Origin of the sequence: Streptococcus sp. 714 (assembly GCF_013277115.1) — a bacterium.
GTDB lineage: Bacteria > Bacillota > Bacilli > Lactobacillales > Streptococcaceae > Streptococcus.
The window spans coordinates 201849-220750 of sequence record NZ_VMMH01000003.1 but is presented as its reverse complement, the minus strand read 5'-3'; the positions used below and the strand labels follow the sequence as shown (position 1 = coordinate 220750).

Below are 18902 nucleotides of genomic sequence, written 5' to 3'. Positions count from 1 at the left end.
CTTTTTTTATTCTCAAAATTTTGTCTTAGGCTTTTTCACGAATGATCAAGACACCATCTTCCATATCTGCTTCCAGATGTTTGACATCTAATTGATCCAAGTGGAAATCTGTCACCTTATCACGAATTTCTTGTTCAACCACGCGACGGAGAGGTCGAACACCCATGACTTCGTCATAGCCTTCTTCTGTGATATAGTCCTTAGCCGCTTGACTGACTACTAAGTCAATGTCTTTCTTAGCCAGGGTTTGGTTGACTTCAGCCAACATCAAGTCCACAATCTTAGAAAGGTCTTCCTTAGTCAAGTGCGAGAACTCGATAACTGCGTTGAAGCGGTTAAGGAATTCTGGACGGAAGAATGGCTTCAAACGATCCATCAATTCTGGTTTGTCTGCACCTTCTGTCAAGTTGGCTTCATAGCCAAATCCAGCATTTGATGTCGCGATAATAACTGTGTTCTTGAAGTTTACTGTATTTCCTTGACCATCTGTCAAACGACCATCATCCAAGACTTGAAGGAGAAGAGTAATCACTTGAGGATCAGCCTTTTCAATCTCATCCAAGAGAATGATAGAGTATGGATTGCGACGAACACGTTCTGTCAAGGTATTGCTATTGTCATCATACCCCACATAACCAGCTGTTGTACCGATTAACTTAGAAACAGCTGTACGGTCACTGTATTCAGACATATCCAAACGGATAATCGCATCCTTGGTTCCAAACATATCCAGCGCCAATTGTTTAGCAAGTTCTGTCTTACCAACTCCAGTTGGACCTACAAAGAGGAAGCTACCGATTGGGCGATTACCTTCATCAAAACCAGCACGGTTACGACGGATGGCACGAGCTACAGCTTCAACTGCCTTGTCTTGGCCGATCACCTTGTGTTCCAAACGATGAGCCATATCTTTCAAACGTTCGATGTCTGATGCTCCCATTTGTGACACTGGGATACCCGTCATTCGTTCTACAGATTCAGCCACATCGTTGACACTGGCAGTCACCTTCATATCTTCTGTGTGGTTTTCGATTTTCTTTTCCAATTCTGCAATGCGTGTTTTATAGTTTAGAGCTGCTTCAAAATCTTCTGCCTCAACTGCTTTTTCTTGCTTGTCTTTTTCCGCTTCGATTTCTCGTTCAACAGCATGCACATCTGTTACAGGATGCTGAGCTGCCAAGTGAGCTGCCGTTACATCGACAAGGTCAATAGCCTTATCTGGCAAGCTACGTTGAGGAATGTATTGAACAGAATAATCCACTGCTGCTTTCAAGACTTCATCTGGCAAGATGACATTGTGGTGTTGTTGATAAAGGTCACGAATCCCTTGAAGGATTTTAAAGGTATCCTCTGCTGAAGGAGCATTGACCTTGACTTCGTTGAAACGACGAGCAAGAGCGGCATTCTTCAAAATGGTGTTACGGTATTCGTCTTGAGTTGTTGCCCCAATCACTGTCAATTCACCACGAGAAAGAGCTGGCTTGAGAATATCCGCAAGTCCTTTAGAACCACTGTCTCCACCAGTGCTACCAGCACCGAGAATTTGGTGAATTTCATCAAAGAAGAGGATAATATTCCCTGCTTCTTTCACTTCATTGACTAAGTTTTGAACGTTTTCTTCAAAACTACCACGATATTGAGTACCAGCCTCAAGACCTGAGATGTCAATGGAAATAATTTCCTTGTTCTTGATAGCAGCTGGAACATCGCCATTCACAATGGCTTGCGCTAGGCCTTCGACAACAGCTGTCTTACCAACACCTGCATCTCCAACAAGTACAGGATTATTTTTGGTACGGCGTGAAAGGATTTCAGATGTTTCTTGAATTTCCTTATTTCGTCCGATAACAGGATCCAACTTGCCCTCACGAGCTTCCGCTGTCAAGTTTCGACCTAGTTTAGCAAGGACACCGTCTTGTTTCATACCTGAAGCCTGTTGTTGCATTTCTCCATCGGTTTCTGCATTTCCTGGCAATTGACCAGTTGCACGATAGTGAGCGAATTCCTCAGGTGTCACTTCACGACCATTAATCAAGTAACGGCGATTTTCAGAACTGTATCCTCGCATACCACCCATCAATTGGTTAAATAAATCATCCATGTTGTTAAAGTTATTAAAGTTGTTGTTCATATTCTTTACCTCTTTTTGTTTACTTAGTTATGATTACTGATATTGACTATCTTTGACCTTTGTTTTAAAAAATTTAGACTAGCTAAATGGCTACTCTAGGTACTATTTCTGGTTTTTCTTTTTCAAGCAGGAGTAGACTATCTTTACTTCTGAAGATTTCTAGATTAAACATAGACACACCTCTTTCTATTTTACTTTAAATAATACTCTTCGAAAATCTCTTCAAACCACGTCAGCTCTATCTGCAACCTCAAAACAGTGTTTTGAGCAACCTGCAGCTAGCTTCCTAGTTTGCCCTTTGATTTTTATTGAGTATATGCGTTCGAGTAAGGCTTTCATTTACCTTACGTTCATAATATACTACATTAGTCAGAAAAGGTCAAGAGATTTGACTTTAATTGACCAATATTTTTTAGAATGCAAAAACACCCTGAAACGTCAGGGTGCCATTCTTACATCAAATACAAAAGTGCTAGGGTCAGGAGACTTGCTAGAAGTCCCACTCCCCAAAAGAAGAAGTCAACCTTCCACTCGCTCCAAGGATTTCCTTTACCAGACAATCCTCCAAGCTCAAAATGGTGATGCACAGGCGTCATACGGAAAATACGTTTGCCACCAGTCATTTTGAAATAACTTACTTGCATCATAACCGAAGTTGTTTCAAAAACATAAACAATTCCGACAATCAAGAGAGTCCATTCTTGGTGGAGGGCCATAGAGATAGCTGCCAACATTCCACCGAGAGCCAAACTTCCCACATCCCCCATAAAGACCTTGGCAGGCTTATGGTTAAAGACAAAGAAACCGAGTAAACCACCGATCATAGCCAGAATCACCAGAAGAATATCCATCTGATCTTGCACATAAGCAATAACTCCATAAGCAGATAGACTAATTACAACGGAAATACTAGCCAGACCATCAATTCCGTCTGTCAAGTTGACTGCATTTGAAAAACCGACTAGCCAGAAAAGAGCAAAGACAATATAGAAAATCCCTAGATGCACTTGGTAACCAAAGACTGAAAGCATATCGCCACCGCGATCATAGAAAAGGTAGAAAACGACCCCTCCTAAGAGCTGAAGAGCCAATTTTTGCTTAGGATTCAGCCCCTCATTGATTTTACGAAAGACCTTGAGAAAGTCATCTAAAAATCCGACAAGTCCATAAAGTACCAAGATGAACAAAATCATTCCCACATTATTGGTCAATTGTTTTGAAAAAAGAGCAACGAGGAAACTCACCACAACTGTAGCAATAAGGAAAACAAGTCCCCCCATAGTTGGCGTCCCAGCTTTTGCCTGATGCTGTTTGACATCCTCGTGCATCTGCTGGCCTGTAATTTGCGCCTTCCTATAAAATTGGATAAAGGCCGGAATTCCTACCAAAGTTAGTAAAAATGTCACAATTCCAGCACTGATGGAAATAAGCATATTAGTCTCCTAAAGTTAATGTAATTTTTTTAATGTTTTTGATGGCTGTATTAGCACGAACATCTTGCTTCTGCACAGTAGAGCCTGAACCTTCAAATTCAAGTTCTATATTTAACCACTTAGAAAAAGCTTCTGCGGTTGCTTTTGTCCAACCATACATATCTGGAACTTCCTCTGCTTTGTCAGATAAGAGGAGAACTTGCTGGTTAGGTGCAAGATTGGTCCCTTCTTCTACAGATGATTCTTTAATCTTTGTTCCTGTTCCTACGACGATTGGTTGCACAATATTGCGACGTAAGGCTTCAGCCAAATCACCAGGTGAAATATCCTTGATGCTAGGCATGGCATAAGCACTTTGATTGGTTACCTGATCTAACGTTTTAGCGGTAGATTGGAGGTTAAGGGAATCTTTCATAGCCACTGCTCTTTCCAAGATAGGATTGGCAAATTCCCCCAACTGAATACCTGAATAGTGCTCAGGCTGTTGAACCGTCACATAGAGGATAAAATCAGGATTTTCAGCAGGGTTCATCGATACAGCAGAAAAAATGTAATTAGTCGTACCAACCAAGTAACCCCCATTTTTCTCATCGGCAATCTGGGCTGTACCAGACTTGAGAGCTACATTTTGACCAGGAACAGTTATAGTTGGCTTGCCTGTACTGTGGTTATGCATGGTTCCATAAACTGGATCCGTTCCTACCAAAACCATGTTGGTTCGAGTTAGACTGGCTGCATCTTTGGAAACAGGATTTCCTACAATCTCTTTTTGAGATTTCCGAACAGATTGGTCATTTGGGTCATACAAGGCACTAATAAATTTCGGCTCTAACATAATTCCATCATTAGCAATCGCTGTAAAAGCACGTAACATTTGGGTTTGGGTCACTGAAATCCCTTGTCCAAATGAACTCTGAGCAATATTGACGATATTGTCAGCCGGAAGTTGACCTGCATACTCATCCGTCAAACCAAACCGAGTCGGAACACCAAATTTAAAGCGACTTAGATAATCCAGCCAGGTAGCATCTCCCATCTTTTGCTCAAGAAGCGTCATCCCAACGTTACTTGAGTGCGCAAACCCTTGAGAAAAGGTCATCATTCCTCCGCCAGTTAATCCTTCATTGACGTCCCAATCTCGGATAGTAGCATCTGCTACTTTTAACTCACTACTATTGAAGACTTCTCCTCCTGGGAAAGTGTTATTGTCAATAGCGGCAGCGAGCGTCATGACCTTCATGGTTGACCCTGGCTCATAGTTACTTTGATAGAGAATATCTCGCCAAACAAAGTCCTTGGTAAGTCCTTCCTTAGTATCGGCATCAAAGGTTGGTCTCTGCGTCGTTGCAAGAATTTCCCCCGTTTTAGCACTAACCAAGGTAGCCGTCATATACTTGCCTTTTACTTTTTCTTGAAAGACATTCATCTGTGTTTCCATGAAGGACTGAAGGGTGCTAGAAATAGTCGTATAAACATCCTTACCATCTACCGTTTGCTGAGACACTTGTTCAGTTCCAGGAACAATATTACCCAGACGATCTTTTTCATAGGTAATAATACCGTCTTTCCCTGCAAGAATACTATTCAAGGAACTCTCCATCCCAGAAGTTCCCAGCAAACTCTTACTTCCATCCTCATTTTCATGAAGTTGGGCTAAACCAATAAAACTAGAGGCAAATTGTCCATTTGGATAACTTCTGTTTGGGCTAGTTGTGAAGTCAATTCCTTCAACACTAGCGTCTTTCAAATCCTTTTTAATAGCCATCATATTGGCATAGGTAATCCCATTTCCTTTGGCACCAAAAGAAACTTGAGTCAGATTCGGTTGAGACAATTGTTCTTTAACATAAGCCTCGTCCATATCCAGATACTTATGGAAAACCTCTGCTACCTTATTAAACTGGGCATCTTCTACATAAAGAATTTTACCAGTTGCTGATTTGTATTTTTTATCAATGACAGCATAGACATTATAGGATGTTGCGTCCTCAGCAATCGGGACTCCATTTCGGTCATAAATAGTCCCACGTTTGGCAGGGACTGTACGGGTTATTTGGTGAACTTTCTTGGCCTCTTTGACTAGATCCGTTCCAAATTTACTACCACTCCCGATAATAACAGCAAAATTAACCAAAAAGACAGCGAAAAGTACGACAGCTAACAAGCTGATGTACTTCCCCACTATTTTACGGTTTTCTGCTGGAGATTTACGGTTTCTAATCGCAAATCGGGTTATTCTTTTTGTCCACTTCATATCTTACTCCGCTGATCGAATATTCTCGTTATTCAATTTTAAGTCCTTAGAATTTGCGATTTCTTTCAAGCGTTCTGCCCTCAACAATTCATTTACCTCTTGTTTGGCATCATCCAACTCTGTCTTTTTCTCCTCTATCTGCGCATTGATTTTTGTCAGATCATTTTGTACTTGTAGGAGTCGAGTCTGCATAAAGATAATACTAAGCGCCAAAACGAGAGCTGTAAACGCAATGGAAAGATAAAAAGCCTTCTCCACACGGGAGAATTTTTTTATACGACTCTGCAAGAATTGACTGGTTGTTTCTTTTTTATCTACCATTTTTTCCTCTTAATTGTGAATTTTTCTGGCCACGCGCAACTTAGCTGAGTGCGAGCGGTTATTTGCTTCTAACTCTTCCACACTTGGTAAGATTGGCTTACGGGACACCAATTCCATCTTGGGCTTAAGATCATCTGGGATGAAAGGCAAACCTTTGGGAACTTCAACTGTTGAAGCTTCCTTGAACAACTGCTTGGTCAAGCGGTCTTCTAGCGAATGGAAGGTAATCACTGAGATTCTACCATCCAGAGCCAACATCTCCATAGCCTGCTGGATGGATTCATCTGCCGCTCCCAGTTCATCATTGACTTCAATCCGAATAGCCTGGAAAATCTGCTTGGCAGGATGACCCTTCTTCTTGAGCTCCTTGGCAGGTTTGGCCGACTTGATAATTTCTGCTAACTCAGTCGTCGTCTCGATTGGTTTCACTTCCCGTGCTTGTTCAATCTTACGCGCAATCTGTTTAGAGAATTTATCCTCGCCATACTTGAAGAAAATACGAACCAAATCATGATAGTCATAGTTATTCACCACTTCATAGGCTGTCAGACTAGCATCCTGATTCATGCGCATGTCCAGTGGCGCATCCTTTTTATAAGAAAAACCACGCTCACGCTGATCTAGTTGAGGACTAGACACTCCCAAGTCATAACAAATTCCATCAATTTCCTGAACACCAGCTTCGAGCAAACGTGCCTGTAAATGACGGAAGTTATCCTTGATAAAAGTCACCATCCCCTTTTCAATGTAGGGTGCCAAACGTTCCTGCGCATTGTCAATGGCATTCTGGTCCTGGTCAAAGGCATAGAGATGGCCTTTTTCACTTAATTTACTTAATAAATATTCGCTATGGCCTGCTCCACCCAAAGTCGCATCAACGTAGATACCGTCGGGCTTTACGTCAAGCATATCAATCGTTTCGTGGAGTAAGACCGTTACATGATGAAATTCTTTTGTCATATCCTATCTATTTTACCACAAATCTGACTAGCTTGCACTAGTCAGACAAATAGGGCAAAAACAAGTAAGATTTCTTTAAGAAATATGTCAAATATGCTTGACATTCACTCTATAGAAGAATATAATGTAGTCAAATATATACGACACAAATCAGAAAGGAGAACAAATGAATCGTGTGAAAGAATTTCGCAAGGAACTGGGCATTTCCCAGCTAGAGCTAGCCAAGGATATCGGTGTCTCGAGACAAACCATCAATATGATTGAAAACGACAAGTACAACCCAACTCTGGAACTCTGTCTCAATCTCGCCCGCAGCCTCCAAACTGACCTCAACAGTCTCTTTTGGGAGGATAATTTTTAAAAAAGGAGTCAACTCATGAAAAAAGAAACCTTCACTGAAAAACTGATCAAGCGCACATACGGTATTTCTGATCCACTTGACGAATACAAACGGCGCGAGGCCGATCGTATCGGCAACCAAGTCTTTATCATCCTCTTTTATCTGATGATTTTCGGAAATCTTATTCCACTCCTTCTGGCCTATAAATTTCCTCAGCTAGTGGCTCTGGTCTATCCTCCTCTGATTTTAGTGATTGCCTTCATCGCTGCTGGCTATGTCACCTACCAAATGCAAAAAACAGGGATTACAACTATTGAACCAGATATGCTGAATGAGAAAGAAAGTAAGCAACTACACTACCCAGGTCTGAAAGCAGGTTTGTTCTTTGGTCTATGGATGTTTTTTATAACTCCTCTTCTCAGTATACTCATAGATGAAGGTCAGGACTATTTTCATTCTCTTCTCACTATAAGAAATGGTGTATCAAGCATTCTCGGTTCTATTTTCTTCGGAGCGAGCATACAGTTCCTCATCTCCCGTCGCATTGCAAAAGCCAAGAAAAATCAGGATAATGATTAGGAGGAAACTCATGAAAAAAGAAAAGAAACAGTTACGTTATCCTGGTCTGAAAGCAGGTTCGATTTATGGAACAATGATATTTTTTATAATTCCACTCATTGATACCCTAACAAGTGAAAATCCAAATTTTATCAGTTCTCTTCTAAATACAAAACATATTTTTAAAACTATACTGGGAGCTTTCTTTTTCGGAGTGATGATGCATATTGTCGACTCACTTCGTATTGCAAGAACTAAAAAAGACCATGATTAGGAGGTACCTATGAAATCATTACTAACTTTACTTACCTATCATCTTTTCTTCAGTTCCCTGCTCATCTTCATCATCATTTCAGGGAACTTGCCAATCAGCGAGATATTCCTCGGGCTAGTCTTTATTCCAGCCCTTAACAAAGGACTGACTTATCTAAAGATTGACTCCCAAAAAACGCGTATACTCAACTTAGCACTATACTTTATAATTCTATCTTTTCCACAACTGATGCTCATCTCAAGCGGTTGGAAATATTATTTACTGTTCACTATCGCTATCCTTTCTTCTATCACTTATCTTTATTATCTCTATCAATTCGTAAAAGAAAGTCAGTAAAACTGCTCATTTAGGAGGTTACTAGTATGAAAAAAGAAGACTTCACCACTCGCCTACTCCGAAATCTCTTTCATATCCAAGGCCCTTTTGATGAATGCCGGCAAGAAATTATCTACAAGGCTTGTGCCCGTTCCATGGTCCAAATCGTTTATTCTTCCTTCTTCCTCTTCTTGTTTTATCTATTATTTGGACGCTTCATAGAAGCCGTTCGCTATGCCATGCCCTACGTTTACTCTGGACTCATTTTTTTCATTACTTTAAAAACTCAAAGAGCCGTCAAAGAACTCCATCTGGAAAAAGATGACAAGTCAGAAATCATCCTCAAAACCTACAGCAAAAGTCAAATCAAATTCCGAAGCTGGGTTGTGTTTATCGGTATTCAGATTGGTCTCTTTACCTTACTCATCTTTCATAAGGTCTTCGTTCAACAGATGTCCCTTCCAGATTTTGTGAAGTTGCTCATGCAATTTGATAAGAGTGTTCCTTTGCTGATGTATGGCCTGATTATCGGTAGCATTTTTGGAACTCTGACCTACGGATTTCTATCCCTACAGGAGGAAAAAACTCCTAAAAATACCAAGCAGAAAGAGAAAAGCAAACAATGACCTCACTATACGATTTTTCAGTCTTAAACCAAGACAATCAAGAAACTCCATTAGATGCCTATCGTGGTAAGGTTCTCTTGATTGTCAACACTGCTACAGGATGTGGTTTAACGCCCCAGTACCAAGGACTCCAAGAACTCTATGACCGCTATCAAAATCAGGGATTTGAGATTTTAGACTTTCCTTGCAATCAATTTATGGGACAAGCACCCGGCAGCCCAGAGGAAATCAATAGTTTCTGTAGCCTACACTATCAAACCACTTTCCCACGTTTTGCCAAGATCAAAGTCAACGGCAAGGAAGCAGATCCCCTCTATGTTTGGTTGAAAGACCAGAAATCTGGCCCCCTAGGAAAACGAATCGAATGGAATTTCGCTAAGTTTCTCATCGGTCGTGATGGGCAGGTCTTTGAACGATTCTCTTCAAAAACAGACCCCAAACAAATTGAAGAGATCATACAAAACCTACTATAATTTCACAATCTCACTATTCTTAGGTCTCCTTTAACCTAATGAATAGTGAGATTTTTTGATTGGTTTTGGCTTAAATAGCCCCTCCATTAGCGAAGCATGTGGTAGTGTAAATTGTAATTGATGAAACTGCTAGTCAAAAAAACTGTTTCATATAGCTGTTTCTAATACATCACCCTCATCCTAACAGTTTTCAAGCTCAATAAATGTAGGGTGCTAGTCTTCAATCATATCCGAACTTAAAACCTAATAAATACTCTTAAAACTAAGTGATTTTCAAAAGACTTCTTCATAATTATCATATTTTCTTTAGATGTACCTATGCCGACATTTTACTTTCATCAGCTATCAAAACCTAAACATATAATAGCACGGTTGACCTTGCTCTATATATGTGCTAGAATTATTGATATATATTCAATGGAAGGCTTTACACTAAATGTTCCCATTCATGCCAGCAGCACGAGCAAAAAATGTTTTTGATATCCCTTATCAAAGATTATATCAAATTGGTTTTAAGGGTTTAATTTTTGATATAGATCAGACTCTCGTGATGCATGGTGCTCCTGCCACAGAACAAGTTATTGAACTATTTCAAAATCTCAAAGCCCTTGGTTTCCAAATTTTTCTTTTATCAAATAATGACGAGGAAAGAATAACAGAATTTAATAAACATCTATCCGTTCCTTTTATTCCTCTTGCAGAAAAACCAAATCCTAAGAATTTTCAAAAAGCTCTTGACATGATGCAGTTAAAACCATTTGAAACCGTCATGATTGGAGATCAACTTTTCACAGATGTTCTGGGAGCTAGTCGGGCAAATATCTCCACTATTTTAGTTGATTTTTTATATGATCCTAAAGAAGGCGGAATTGGCAAAAAGCGCTGGGTTGAAAAGCTAATACTATGTACTTACCCATTTTTCAGAAAGAAAAATAAACATTTAGATGTGATAAAGAAGGAGAAACAGCATGGTTTTTTGGAATAAGGATTTATTATTTTGTGAAATTAGTCCTACCACATATAAAATCTCTTTAAAAAAAGAAAATCTCAAACGACATATCCAAAATTTTAAAGAAGGAAAGAAATTCTCAAAAGTTCGTCAAGAAAAACTCCTACCTAACGTGGTTTCATCATACTCTACTCAGTTGATCAAGCGCGGTCCTGGTATTGATATCAATCTCCAGAAAGGCAAAGCAACTAACATTCATATTGCAGCTCAATCTTTAAACCATATTATGATTTACCCTGGAGAAGAATTCTCTTTTTGGAGTTTAGTTGGAAATACAACAAAAAGAAAAGGATACTTAGAAGGACGAGTCATTATTAACGGCAAAGTGGAACCCGGTATCGGAGGCGGACTCTGCAACCTAGCTAATCTACTCCATCTTTTAATTGTTCATAGTCCCATGGAAATCACGGAGTTTCATGCGCATTCAGATGCACTAGATCCAGATAAAGGAAAGAGAAAACCATTTGCAAACGGAACATCTGTGCAATACAATCATCAAGATTACCGTTTTAAAAATCCAACTAACCAAATCATTCAATTACGAACATGGGTTGAGAATGAAATACTCTTCGGAGAATTACGAAGTGAAGCCCAGTTCCCATTCATTTATCAAATTGTCGAAGAAAATCATCATTTCAAAAAAGAGGGAGAACATTATTATCGTCACTCCATGATTTATCGTGAAAAGCTTGATAGAATAACTGAACAAACATTAGAAAAAGAACTTGTTTTGAAAAATCATTCAAAAGTCATGTATGATCCCGATCTCATACCTACAGAAATGATTAAACAATAATCTAAATCTTCCGATATCATGAAAAAATGACTTAAATTCAAGGTAAAAGGAACTATTATGAACAACACACCTAAATTAATCGTTATGCTGACGCACAATGATCACACAGTTGAAAATGCTAGTGAAATTTTCGAATCATGTAAACACTCTAACGCTGAGTATTGGGGGTTTAAAGAAAAACCACTTCCTATTTCTGAAATGAAGTCTTTATTTTCAAAAATGAAATCTTGTGGTAAGACTACTTTTCTTGAAGTGGTTGAATATGACGAAGAAAGTGGGCTCCAAGGTGCACGAATAGCTAAAGAATGTGGGTGCGATATTTTAATGGGGACTGTCTTCTTTGATTCAATAAACCAATTTTGTAAAGAAAACAACATAAAGTATATGCCATTTGTTGGACAAATTACGGATCGTCCATCTATCCTAGAAGGTTCTATCGAGCATATGATTTCTCAAGCAAAAGAATATCTAGCAAAAGGAGTTTATGGATTTGACCTGCTAGGTTATCGTTATACAGGGGATCCTATTGAACTGAACAATACTTTTATTCAAGCCGTCCAAGCACCCGTTTGTTTGGCTGGAAGTATTGATAGCTATGAACGTTTGGATGAAGTCATTGAAGCAAATCCTTGGGCTTTTACAATCGGAAGTGCATTTTTTGAAGAAAAATTTGGTACAAAAATTCATGAACAAATTAATAATGTTTGTAATTACTTAGAAAAATAAGCTTTATAGCATAAAAAGAAGACAAGGCTGGTAAAAAACTCAATTTCAAGAGAAAATGAAGTAAATCTTTCCATAATAAAACGCATATTATCAAACTTTTCATGTACTGACCCCAAAAAGTTAGACAATTAATTTATTCAAAGGATTTAGTTCTGTATTGCACAGGACTAAGTCCTTTTATTTTTACCTTAATTTTCTTATTGTTATAATAGTAAATATAGTAAATTGAATCAAAAATAATACATAATGTGGTATAGTCTTCTTATGGCATATTCAATAGATTTTCGTAAAAAAGTTCTCACTTATTGTGAGCGAACAGGTAATATAACAGAAGCATCACACGTTTTCCAAATCTCACGTAATACCATTTATTGCTGGTTAAAGCTAAAAGAGAAAACAGGAGAGCTAAACCATCAAGTAAAAGGGACAAAACCAAGAAAAGTTGATAGAGATAGACTTAAAAACTATCTTACTGACAATCCAGACTCTTATTTGACTGAGATAGCTGCTGAATTCGGCTGTCACCCAACTACCATTCACTATGCTCTCAAAGCTATGGGGTACACTCGAAAAAAAAAGAACCACACCTACTATGAACAAGACCCAGAAAAAGTAGCCTTATTTCTTAAGAATTTTAATAGTTTAAAGCACTTAGCACCTGTTTATATTGATGAAACAGGATTCGATACTTATTTTTATCAAGAATATGGTCGCTCATTAAAAGGACAGCTAATAAAAGGTAAAGTATCTAGAAGAAGATATCAGAGGATTTCTTTGCTTGCAGGGCTAACAAATGGTGAGTTAATCGCTCCAATGACTTACGAAGAGATGATGACGAGCGACTTTTTTGAAGCTTGGTTTCAGAAGTTTCTCTTACCAACCTTAAACAAACCATCAGTTATTATTATGGATAATGCAAGATTCCATAGAATGGGTAAGCTAGAGCTCTTATGTGAAGAATTTGGGCATAAACTTTTACCACTTCCTCCCTACTCACCTGAGTACAATCCTATTGAGAAAACATGGGCTCATATCAAAAAGCACCTAAAAAAGGTATTACCAAGTTGTAATACTTTTTTCGAGGCTCTTTTGTCTTATTCTTGTTTCAATTGACTATAAATAGAAAAAGTGGACAAATGTCTACTAGGAATGTCAGAAACATCATGAGTTTTCATCAAACTAAAAGGACTTAGCCCTGTACAATACAGAACCAAATCCTTTTAATAAATAATTGCTCTAACTTTTAAAATCCGTACAGAAATTCCAGTCTTTCTCTATTTGATACCAGACATTAGTTTTTCAATACGTGGAACGTAGAAGAGTAAGATAAAACTGAATACAATCGTAATTCCTCCAACAATTCCATAGTAAGTGACTTCCGTTTCGCTTGTATAAAATTTTACAATTTGAGCATTGATAGCTTGGGCAGCGGCATTACTCAAGAACCAGATAGACATCATTTGTGCTTGGAAGGATTTTGGCGCTAGCTTAGTAGTGACTGATAGACCAATAGGCGAAATCAACATTTCCCCCACAATCACAATAGCCCAACTCATAATCAACCAGAAAGGACTGACTTTAACATCTGTCCCAAAGAGCATCCCTGGTAACATCATCCACAAGAAGGATAGACCTGCCGCAAATAAACCGTAAGCAAATTTCTTAGAAGAGGACGGTTGATTTTTACCCATTTTCCCCCACAACCACGCAAAAATCGGCACATAAATCATAATAAAAAGTGGATTGATACTTTGGAAAAAGCTAGATGGGAAATGAATCTGATTTCCAAATACATTAAAGTAAAGTCGAGTTTGATCATCTGCAAATAGAGCAAGAACAACAGAACCCTGCTCCTCAATAGACCAGAAGAGTACTCCAGCGATAAATAGAGGAATGTAGGCAAATACTCGAGATCTCTCAGTGGCAGTTATTTTCTGACTAGATAAAATTTTGAAGAAATAGTAGATTGGAATGATTACCGCAATTACTGTAAAGATATTAACAATCATGTCCACGTTAAATTGGTGAGTAAAGACCAAACCTAGAAGCACCAGAATAACCATGACAAGTGTAATCAGCAAGCGTTTAATCAAGGTCTGCTGCTCCTTCTGTGAAAGTGGATCAGTGGGGTAAAGACTTGATTCAGGTAGGTATTTCTTCCCATCTAAAACATACTTCACCAGACCAAAGAACATCCCAATGGCAGCTAATGAGAAACCTAGGTGGAAATTGACTTCCTGACCTAGATAACCCACTAGATAAGGGGCAACGAAGGCACCTAAGTTAATACCAAAGACAAAGATACTAAATCCTGCATCCCGTCTATCATCCTCTTTCTCATAAATCCCCCCAACCATATCTGAGATATTAGGTTTTAAAAATCCAGTACCAAAGATAATCAAGGCAATAGAAAGATAGAGAGCCACTTGTCCAAAAGGTGTTGCCAAAGCAATATGCCCTAGCATAATCAGAATACCACCGTAAAAGACGGTCTTACGGCTTCCTAAAATACGGTCACTGACAAAACCACCGACAACCGAGGATAAAAATACCAGCGAGCCATAAATCGCCATAACCGATGCAGCTGTGGTCTTATCCATCCCCAACCCACCATCTTGCACACTATAGTACATATAGTAAAGTAGAATAGCTCGCATCCCATAGTAAGAAAAGCGCTCCCACATCTCTGTAAAGAAGAGGGTGGACAAGCCAATAGGATGTCCAAAAAATGTTTTCTGTTTTTCCATATATGTTCTCCTTGAAATATATAATAACTTATTTTACAGAATTTTCAAACAAATGTCAAACAAATTATGTTTGTTTTAGAAAATTTTCTGAAAAATCTATTTAGATCAGTTTACGCTTTATATTCAATTAAAAAATATCAAACTTATCTATAAAATTATTAATGTGTAAAACTAAAATTATATTATCAAACAATCGACATTCCATTCTTAAATACATTCAAAAGCAAAAGAAGGAGAACTATTGATTTTTAGACAAAAAAAGACATCCAAGAGAGAATTCTTGAATGTCTGTAAACGTTGATATAATCGTATTGATTAACGTTTTGAGATAACTGACTTTGTCAGGTTGCAGCCACATTTGTAAGCGACTAAAGTTGCAACAACTGTGTCAATTGCACCAATTTAGTAAAAAAGTACAAAAAAGAACACCCTGAAAGGTGCTCTTTGTAAGTACAGTAATTCTTTCGAATTAACGTTTACTAAATTGTGATGCTTTACGAGCTTTCTTAAGACCTGGTTGGAAAAACTATGATTTGAATAACCTTCAGTAAATGCTTAAAATCAATGTTTTCCCACTTTTTCAGAAAACAGAATTACATCTAATTTGAATAAATTTCAGTTGAATGGTGTGAATTTCACCCTAAAAATATACGAATTGAGCTAGATTTTACCAAAAAGTTCACACCATATAAAATTTATATATAACTGAACTGTAATAGAGAAAAGAGAGCCACCGCTCTCTTTCTTTTTATCTATTATATTTTCGTTTTCCTACCAAAGCTAGTAGTCCAAGACTTGCCCCAAGTACTGCTAGGAGATTCGATTCTTTCGTTCCAGTATTTGGAAGTTGTTTCTTAGGCTCTGCTTTTGCATTTGTAGCTTGTGCAGGCGCTTGATATGTTTTATCGCCTGTAGTGCCTACGGTTACTTTTTCTGCTTTGTAATCCACAATGTTACCCTTTTGATCCATTACCGGAACTGGTTTATACCCCAAGTGTTCAAGCTCTTTACGTTTTTCTTCTGCAAGTGCTACCAATCGTTTTGTTTCTGCTTCTTCGTATTTGGCTTTGGCAGTTTCATAAGCAGTCTTAGCTCGATCTGCTGCAAGGCTCTTAACTTCGTAGTCTAATTTGGCTTTGTTTTGTGCTTGATAAGCATCTTTAAGCTCTGTTTTGGCTTGTTCAAGTTCTGCATTCGCGTCGTTCAAGCGAGCTTTTGCACCTTTAAGGTCTGCAAGTTCTTTTTCGGCTTGTTTAACTTGGTCTATAGCATCTTGAAGTGCTTTCTTAGCAGTAGATACCGCTTGGGCTTTATTTGAAGCAACTGCTTCAAGATTTGCCATCTTATCTTCTTCTGCTTTAAGTGCGTCTTGTGCAACTTGAAGAGCTTTCTCAGCGTTTTTAAGAGTTGCTTGTGCTTGTTTAAGAGTTTCCTCTTTTGTAGCTTTTGAAGCAGTCAAACTATTGACAAGAGCATTAGCATTAGCAAGTGTCACAACTGCTCTTTCATGACGAGCTTTTGCTTCATCAAAAGTCTTTTGAGCGTTAGCAAGTGGATTTTCTCCATTGTTCAAGGCTTTCAAAGTAGCTTGTGCGTTTTGAAGAGCAGTTTGTGCATCTGACTCTGCTTTTGTGGTTGCTTCAAGTTTGTCTTGAGCGTCTTTACGAGCATTCATAGCATCAGCTAGAGTTTGACGAGCTTTGGCAATTTCTTGCTCTTTGTTTGTGTCGCTAAGTGGATTTACAATAGGAGTTTTATCCCATTTTGAGCCGTCTACATGGCTACTGCGAAGACTTGTGATAAAGTGTGTAGTGTAAATCTCATTGGATTTACTTTGTGCTACACCACCGAAATAAGCGACTTCATCAGCGTAATCGAATTGGAGGATACCCTGAGTGTGGAGGTAGTCATTCTTATGAGAAACGAGTTCAATGAGGTCATCGTACAATTTCTCTTTCATTTCTCCAATAGTTTTACGGAATACACCATCTTCATCATCAAAGTCATGATAGAAAGGATTTGTTACAGAGTTCTCATAAGGTTGGAAACCTTTTTCCATGTACTCTTTGTCTTTGGCTTCAGAATAACCACTTTTCAGACCATACTCACTAGCAGCTTTGTAAACACCTTTAGCGTAGTGACCTGCACCACCTTTAGCGCGGTATTCATCAATCATAGCATGTGACCAATCTGCTTTTACATACTCTTTAGCGATTTTGTTAGCAAATTCAAGACTTGATTTTGAAAGAACCACATCTGGCAAACCAAGTTGGCGGCGCATTTGGTTGATGAGGTCAGCTACGAAATAATTAAGTTCATCTGTGAGTTCTTTTGGAAGATTGTTGATGTCGTAGCGTGTTTCATCAGCTTGGTCTTTTGCGGATGGTGTGTACTTGTTAAGAGTGCGGTTTTGGAGTTGCGTTGTGATTACACGTTTGTAAAGCTCCATATTTTTAGCACGGCGAACATCATCTGAATAGTCGATACCCTCACGGATTTCCTTCTTGAACGCAATTTCATCTTTCACAGCCTTGATAAATTCTGGAGCAAGAGTGATGGTTGCCTTGCTATCTTTTTGAAGTGTGTTAAGCATAGACACCGCTTGGTTATAAGTGGTGTTTGCTTTATCTGCGTTTGTTTTGGCAGTTTCTTTTTCTTGAGATTTGTTTTCAAGATTTGCTTGAGCAGATTTAACTGCTTGCTCTGCTTGTTTCAGTTGAGTAGCGTGGTCTTGATTTTGTGCTTTAGCTTCATCAAGAGCCTTTTGTGCATCTGCTTGAGCTTGTTTGCTTGTAACTTCTTCTTTGATAGCTTCGTCTTGTTTAGCTTTAGCATCAGCAAGACCTTCGCCATTGAGAGCCTTTTGTGCGTTTTCTACTTCTGTTTTAGCAGTTGCGACAGTAGTTTTAGCTTGAGTCACTTCTGCTTGTTTTGTACCAACTGTTTTGCCTTGAATAGCAACAGTACGGTCTGCATCGTCTTTTTCAGCTTGCGCAGTTGATACCGCTTGTTCTCTGGTAGGAACACTTGCTTTTGCAGTTCCCATTTTCTTCTCTGCATCTTGAATAGCTTCAGGAGTTGCTTTGTCCGCAGTCTTTTGAGCATCTGCTTGAGCTTGTTTCAAGTCAGTTACTTTCTTTTCTGCTTTATCAGATTTCTCATTCGCTTGATCCAAGACTTCTTTAGCTTTGTCAGATGATTCTTGGGTTTGTTTAGCAGTAGCACCAAGTTCAGCAACCTCTTCCTTAGTAGGAGTTTTCACTTCCACTTTCTTAGGTGCTTCTTTCTCTACCAAAGCTGGTTCGGTTTTGGCAGTTGTAGGCAATGGAACCTCTACTGTATCTGCGTGAGCAGTTCCGATTGTGCTGACAAGACCAGTTGCTGCGATGGCAGAAATAACCGCACCTGTATACAATTTTTTAGTAGTACTATGACTATTTTCCGTAGTTTTTGACATCTATAAACTCCTTTGTACAATGCCCTATGCATTTTATTTAATATAGTACTATTCTACCATACTTTTATCGTTTTTTGGATAGTTTATTATACTTATTTTTAGAGAAAACAGATAGTACAATGGTATATAGTATGGAATATAATAAATTACAAAAGCATATCGCATTTCGAATACGTGAATGCAGAAAAGAGCAGGGATTAAGTCAAGAAAAATTATCTGAAATCGCTGGGCTAGGCGTTAAAGCGATTCAAAATATAGAGAACATGAAGTATGATTTTAAGATAAAAACTCTTGAATCCGTAATCAAAGCCCTAAATCTAACGGTCGAGGAGTTCTTTAATCTACAATCATATGAATCAGAAAGAGAAGACTCCCCAGAAATACTTTTCGAAAATTTAACAAGGTTACCCAAAGAAAAACAAGGAAAAATTATATCTTCATTTAATGAGATTGTAAAGAATATCAAATAAACCCAGCCAAAA

General features: G+C 38.5%; 18 protein-coding genes and 1 pseudogene. 11 read left to right on the top strand and 8 right to left on the bottom strand.

The genetic code is table 11. The features are described from left to right. Positions 1-25: 25 nt before the first annotated feature. The 5 genes from HT718_RS01515 to rsmH all read right to left on the bottom strand — a co-directional run bounded on the left by HT718_RS01515 (position 26) and on the right by rsmH (position 7099). Entirely contained in the window at positions 26-2131 is a 2106-nt protein-coding gene (locus tag HT718_RS01515) for an ATP-dependent Clp protease ATP-binding subunit (RefSeq protein ID WP_173266796.1), read from the bottom strand. Between the two features lie 452 nt (positions 2132-2583). Next, positions 2584-3564 carry a phospho-N-acetylmuramoyl-pentapeptide-transferase gene (gene mraY, locus HT718_RS01510; protein WP_173266793.1) on the bottom strand — a complete coding sequence of 327 codons (981 nt, stop codon included), beginning with the start codon at positions 3562-3564 and terminating at the stop codon, positions 2584-2586. Position 3565: 1 nt separating this feature from the next. Continuing rightward, positions 3566-5818, bottom strand: coding sequence for a penicillin-binding protein PBP2X (pbp2X, locus tag HT718_RS01505; RefSeq protein WP_173266790.1), 2253 nt, complete (start codon positions 5816-5818; stop codon positions 3566-3568). Positions 5819-5821: 3 nt separating this feature from the next. Further along, positions 5822-6139 carry a cell division protein FtsL gene (gene ftsL, locus HT718_RS01500; RefSeq protein ID WP_000227825.1) on the bottom strand — a complete coding sequence of 106 codons (318 nt, stop codon included), beginning with the start codon at positions 6137-6139 and terminating at the stop codon, positions 5822-5824. Between the two features lie 9 nt (positions 6140-6148). Then, positions 6149-7099: a 16S rRNA (cytosine(1402)-N(4))-methyltransferase RsmH gene (gene rsmH, locus HT718_RS01495; protein WP_173266788.1), complete on the bottom strand. Its 951-nt coding sequence runs from the start codon at positions 7097-7099 to the stop codon at positions 6149-6151. Positions 7100-7265: 166 nt separating this feature from the next. Between rsmH and HT718_RS01490 the strand changes: the two genes are divergently transcribed. The 9 genes from HT718_RS01490 (at position 7266) to HT718_RS01450 (ending at position 12216) form a co-directional block, all read left to right on the top strand. Further along, positions 7266-7460, top strand: coding sequence for a helix-turn-helix transcriptional regulator (locus HT718_RS01490; RefSeq protein ID WP_001082471.1), 195 nt, complete (start codon positions 7266-7268; stop codon positions 7458-7460). A 15-nt stretch (positions 7461-7475) separates the two neighbouring features. Continuing rightward, positions 7476-8018: a DUF3278 domain-containing protein gene (locus HT718_RS01485; RefSeq protein WP_173266786.1), complete on the top strand. Its 543-nt coding sequence runs from the start codon at positions 7476-7478 to the stop codon at positions 8016-8018. Between the two features lie 10 nt (positions 8019-8028). Then, positions 8029-8271 (top strand): hypothetical protein, encoded by a 243-nt coding sequence (locus HT718_RS01480; RefSeq protein ID WP_173266784.1) that lies wholly within the window; start codon positions 8029-8031, stop codon positions 8269-8271. A gap of 9 nt (positions 8272-8280) precedes the next feature. Further along, positions 8281-8607, top strand: a complete 327-nt coding sequence (locus HT718_RS01475) for a hypothetical protein (protein WP_153226292.1) — start codon at positions 8281-8283, stop codon at positions 8605-8607. A gap of 26 nt (positions 8608-8633) precedes the next feature. Further along, entirely contained in the window at positions 8634-9212 is a 579-nt protein-coding gene (locus HT718_RS01470; RefSeq protein ID WP_173266781.1) for a DUF3278 domain-containing protein, read from the top strand. Further along, positions 9209-9685, top strand: coding sequence for a glutathione peroxidase (locus HT718_RS01465; protein ID WP_153226290.1), 477 nt, complete (start codon positions 9209-9211; stop codon positions 9683-9685). Before HT718_RS01470 ends, HT718_RS01465 begins: the two co-directional genes overlap by 4 nt. Before the next feature lie 436 nt (positions 9686-10121). Next, complete coding sequence (locus HT718_RS01460; protein ID WP_153226289.1) at positions 10122-10670, top strand: YqeG family HAD IIIA-type phosphatase; 549 nt, start codon at positions 10122-10124, stop codon at positions 10668-10670. After that, positions 10654-11490 carry a VanW family protein gene (locus tag HT718_RS01455; protein WP_020900072.1) on the top strand — a complete coding sequence of 279 codons (837 nt, stop codon included), beginning with the start codon at positions 10654-10656 and terminating at the stop codon, positions 11488-11490. Before HT718_RS01460 ends, HT718_RS01455 begins: the two co-directional genes overlap by 17 nt. Positions 11491-11547: 57 nt before the next feature. Next, positions 11548-12216, top strand: coding sequence for a hypothetical protein (locus tag HT718_RS01450; RefSeq protein WP_020900071.1), 669 nt, complete (start codon positions 11548-11550; stop codon positions 12214-12216). Between the two features lie 133 nt (positions 12217-12349). On the opposite strand, the pseudogene HT718_RS01445 reads toward HT718_RS01450, so the two are convergent. Then, positions 12350-12445: pseudogene (locus HT718_RS01445) on the bottom strand (IS3 family transposase); the annotation flags it as partial. Positions 12446-12480: 35 nt separating this feature from the next. On the opposite strand from HT718_RS01445, the gene HT718_RS01440 reads away from it, so the two are divergent. Continuing rightward, positions 12481-13329, top strand: coding sequence for an IS630 family transposase (locus HT718_RS01440; RefSeq protein ID WP_173266778.1), 849 nt, complete (start codon positions 12481-12483; stop codon positions 13327-13329). 161 nt (positions 13330-13490) lie between these two features. Here the strand turns inward: HT718_RS01440 and HT718_RS01435 are convergent, their stop codons facing one another. Both HT718_RS01435 and HT718_RS01430 read right to left on the bottom strand, forming a co-directional pair. Then, entirely contained in the window at positions 13491-14963 is a 1473-nt protein-coding gene (locus HT718_RS01435; RefSeq protein ID WP_173266775.1) for a peptide MFS transporter, read from the bottom strand. 748 nt (positions 14964-15711) lie between these two features. Beyond that, positions 15712-18420: an SEC10/PgrA surface exclusion domain-containing protein gene (locus HT718_RS01430; RefSeq protein ID WP_173266848.1), complete on the bottom strand. Its 2709-nt coding sequence runs from the start codon at positions 18418-18420 to the stop codon at positions 15712-15714. A gap of 131 nt (positions 18421-18551) precedes the next feature. Here HT718_RS01430 and HT718_RS01425 point away from each other — a divergent pair, with 131 nt between their 5' ends. Beyond that, a complete protein-coding gene (locus HT718_RS01425) occupies positions 18552-18890 on the top strand; it encodes a helix-turn-helix transcriptional regulator (protein ID WP_125838123.1) in 339 nt (112 codons plus the stop codon). Positions 18891-18902: the final 12 nt, after the last annotated feature.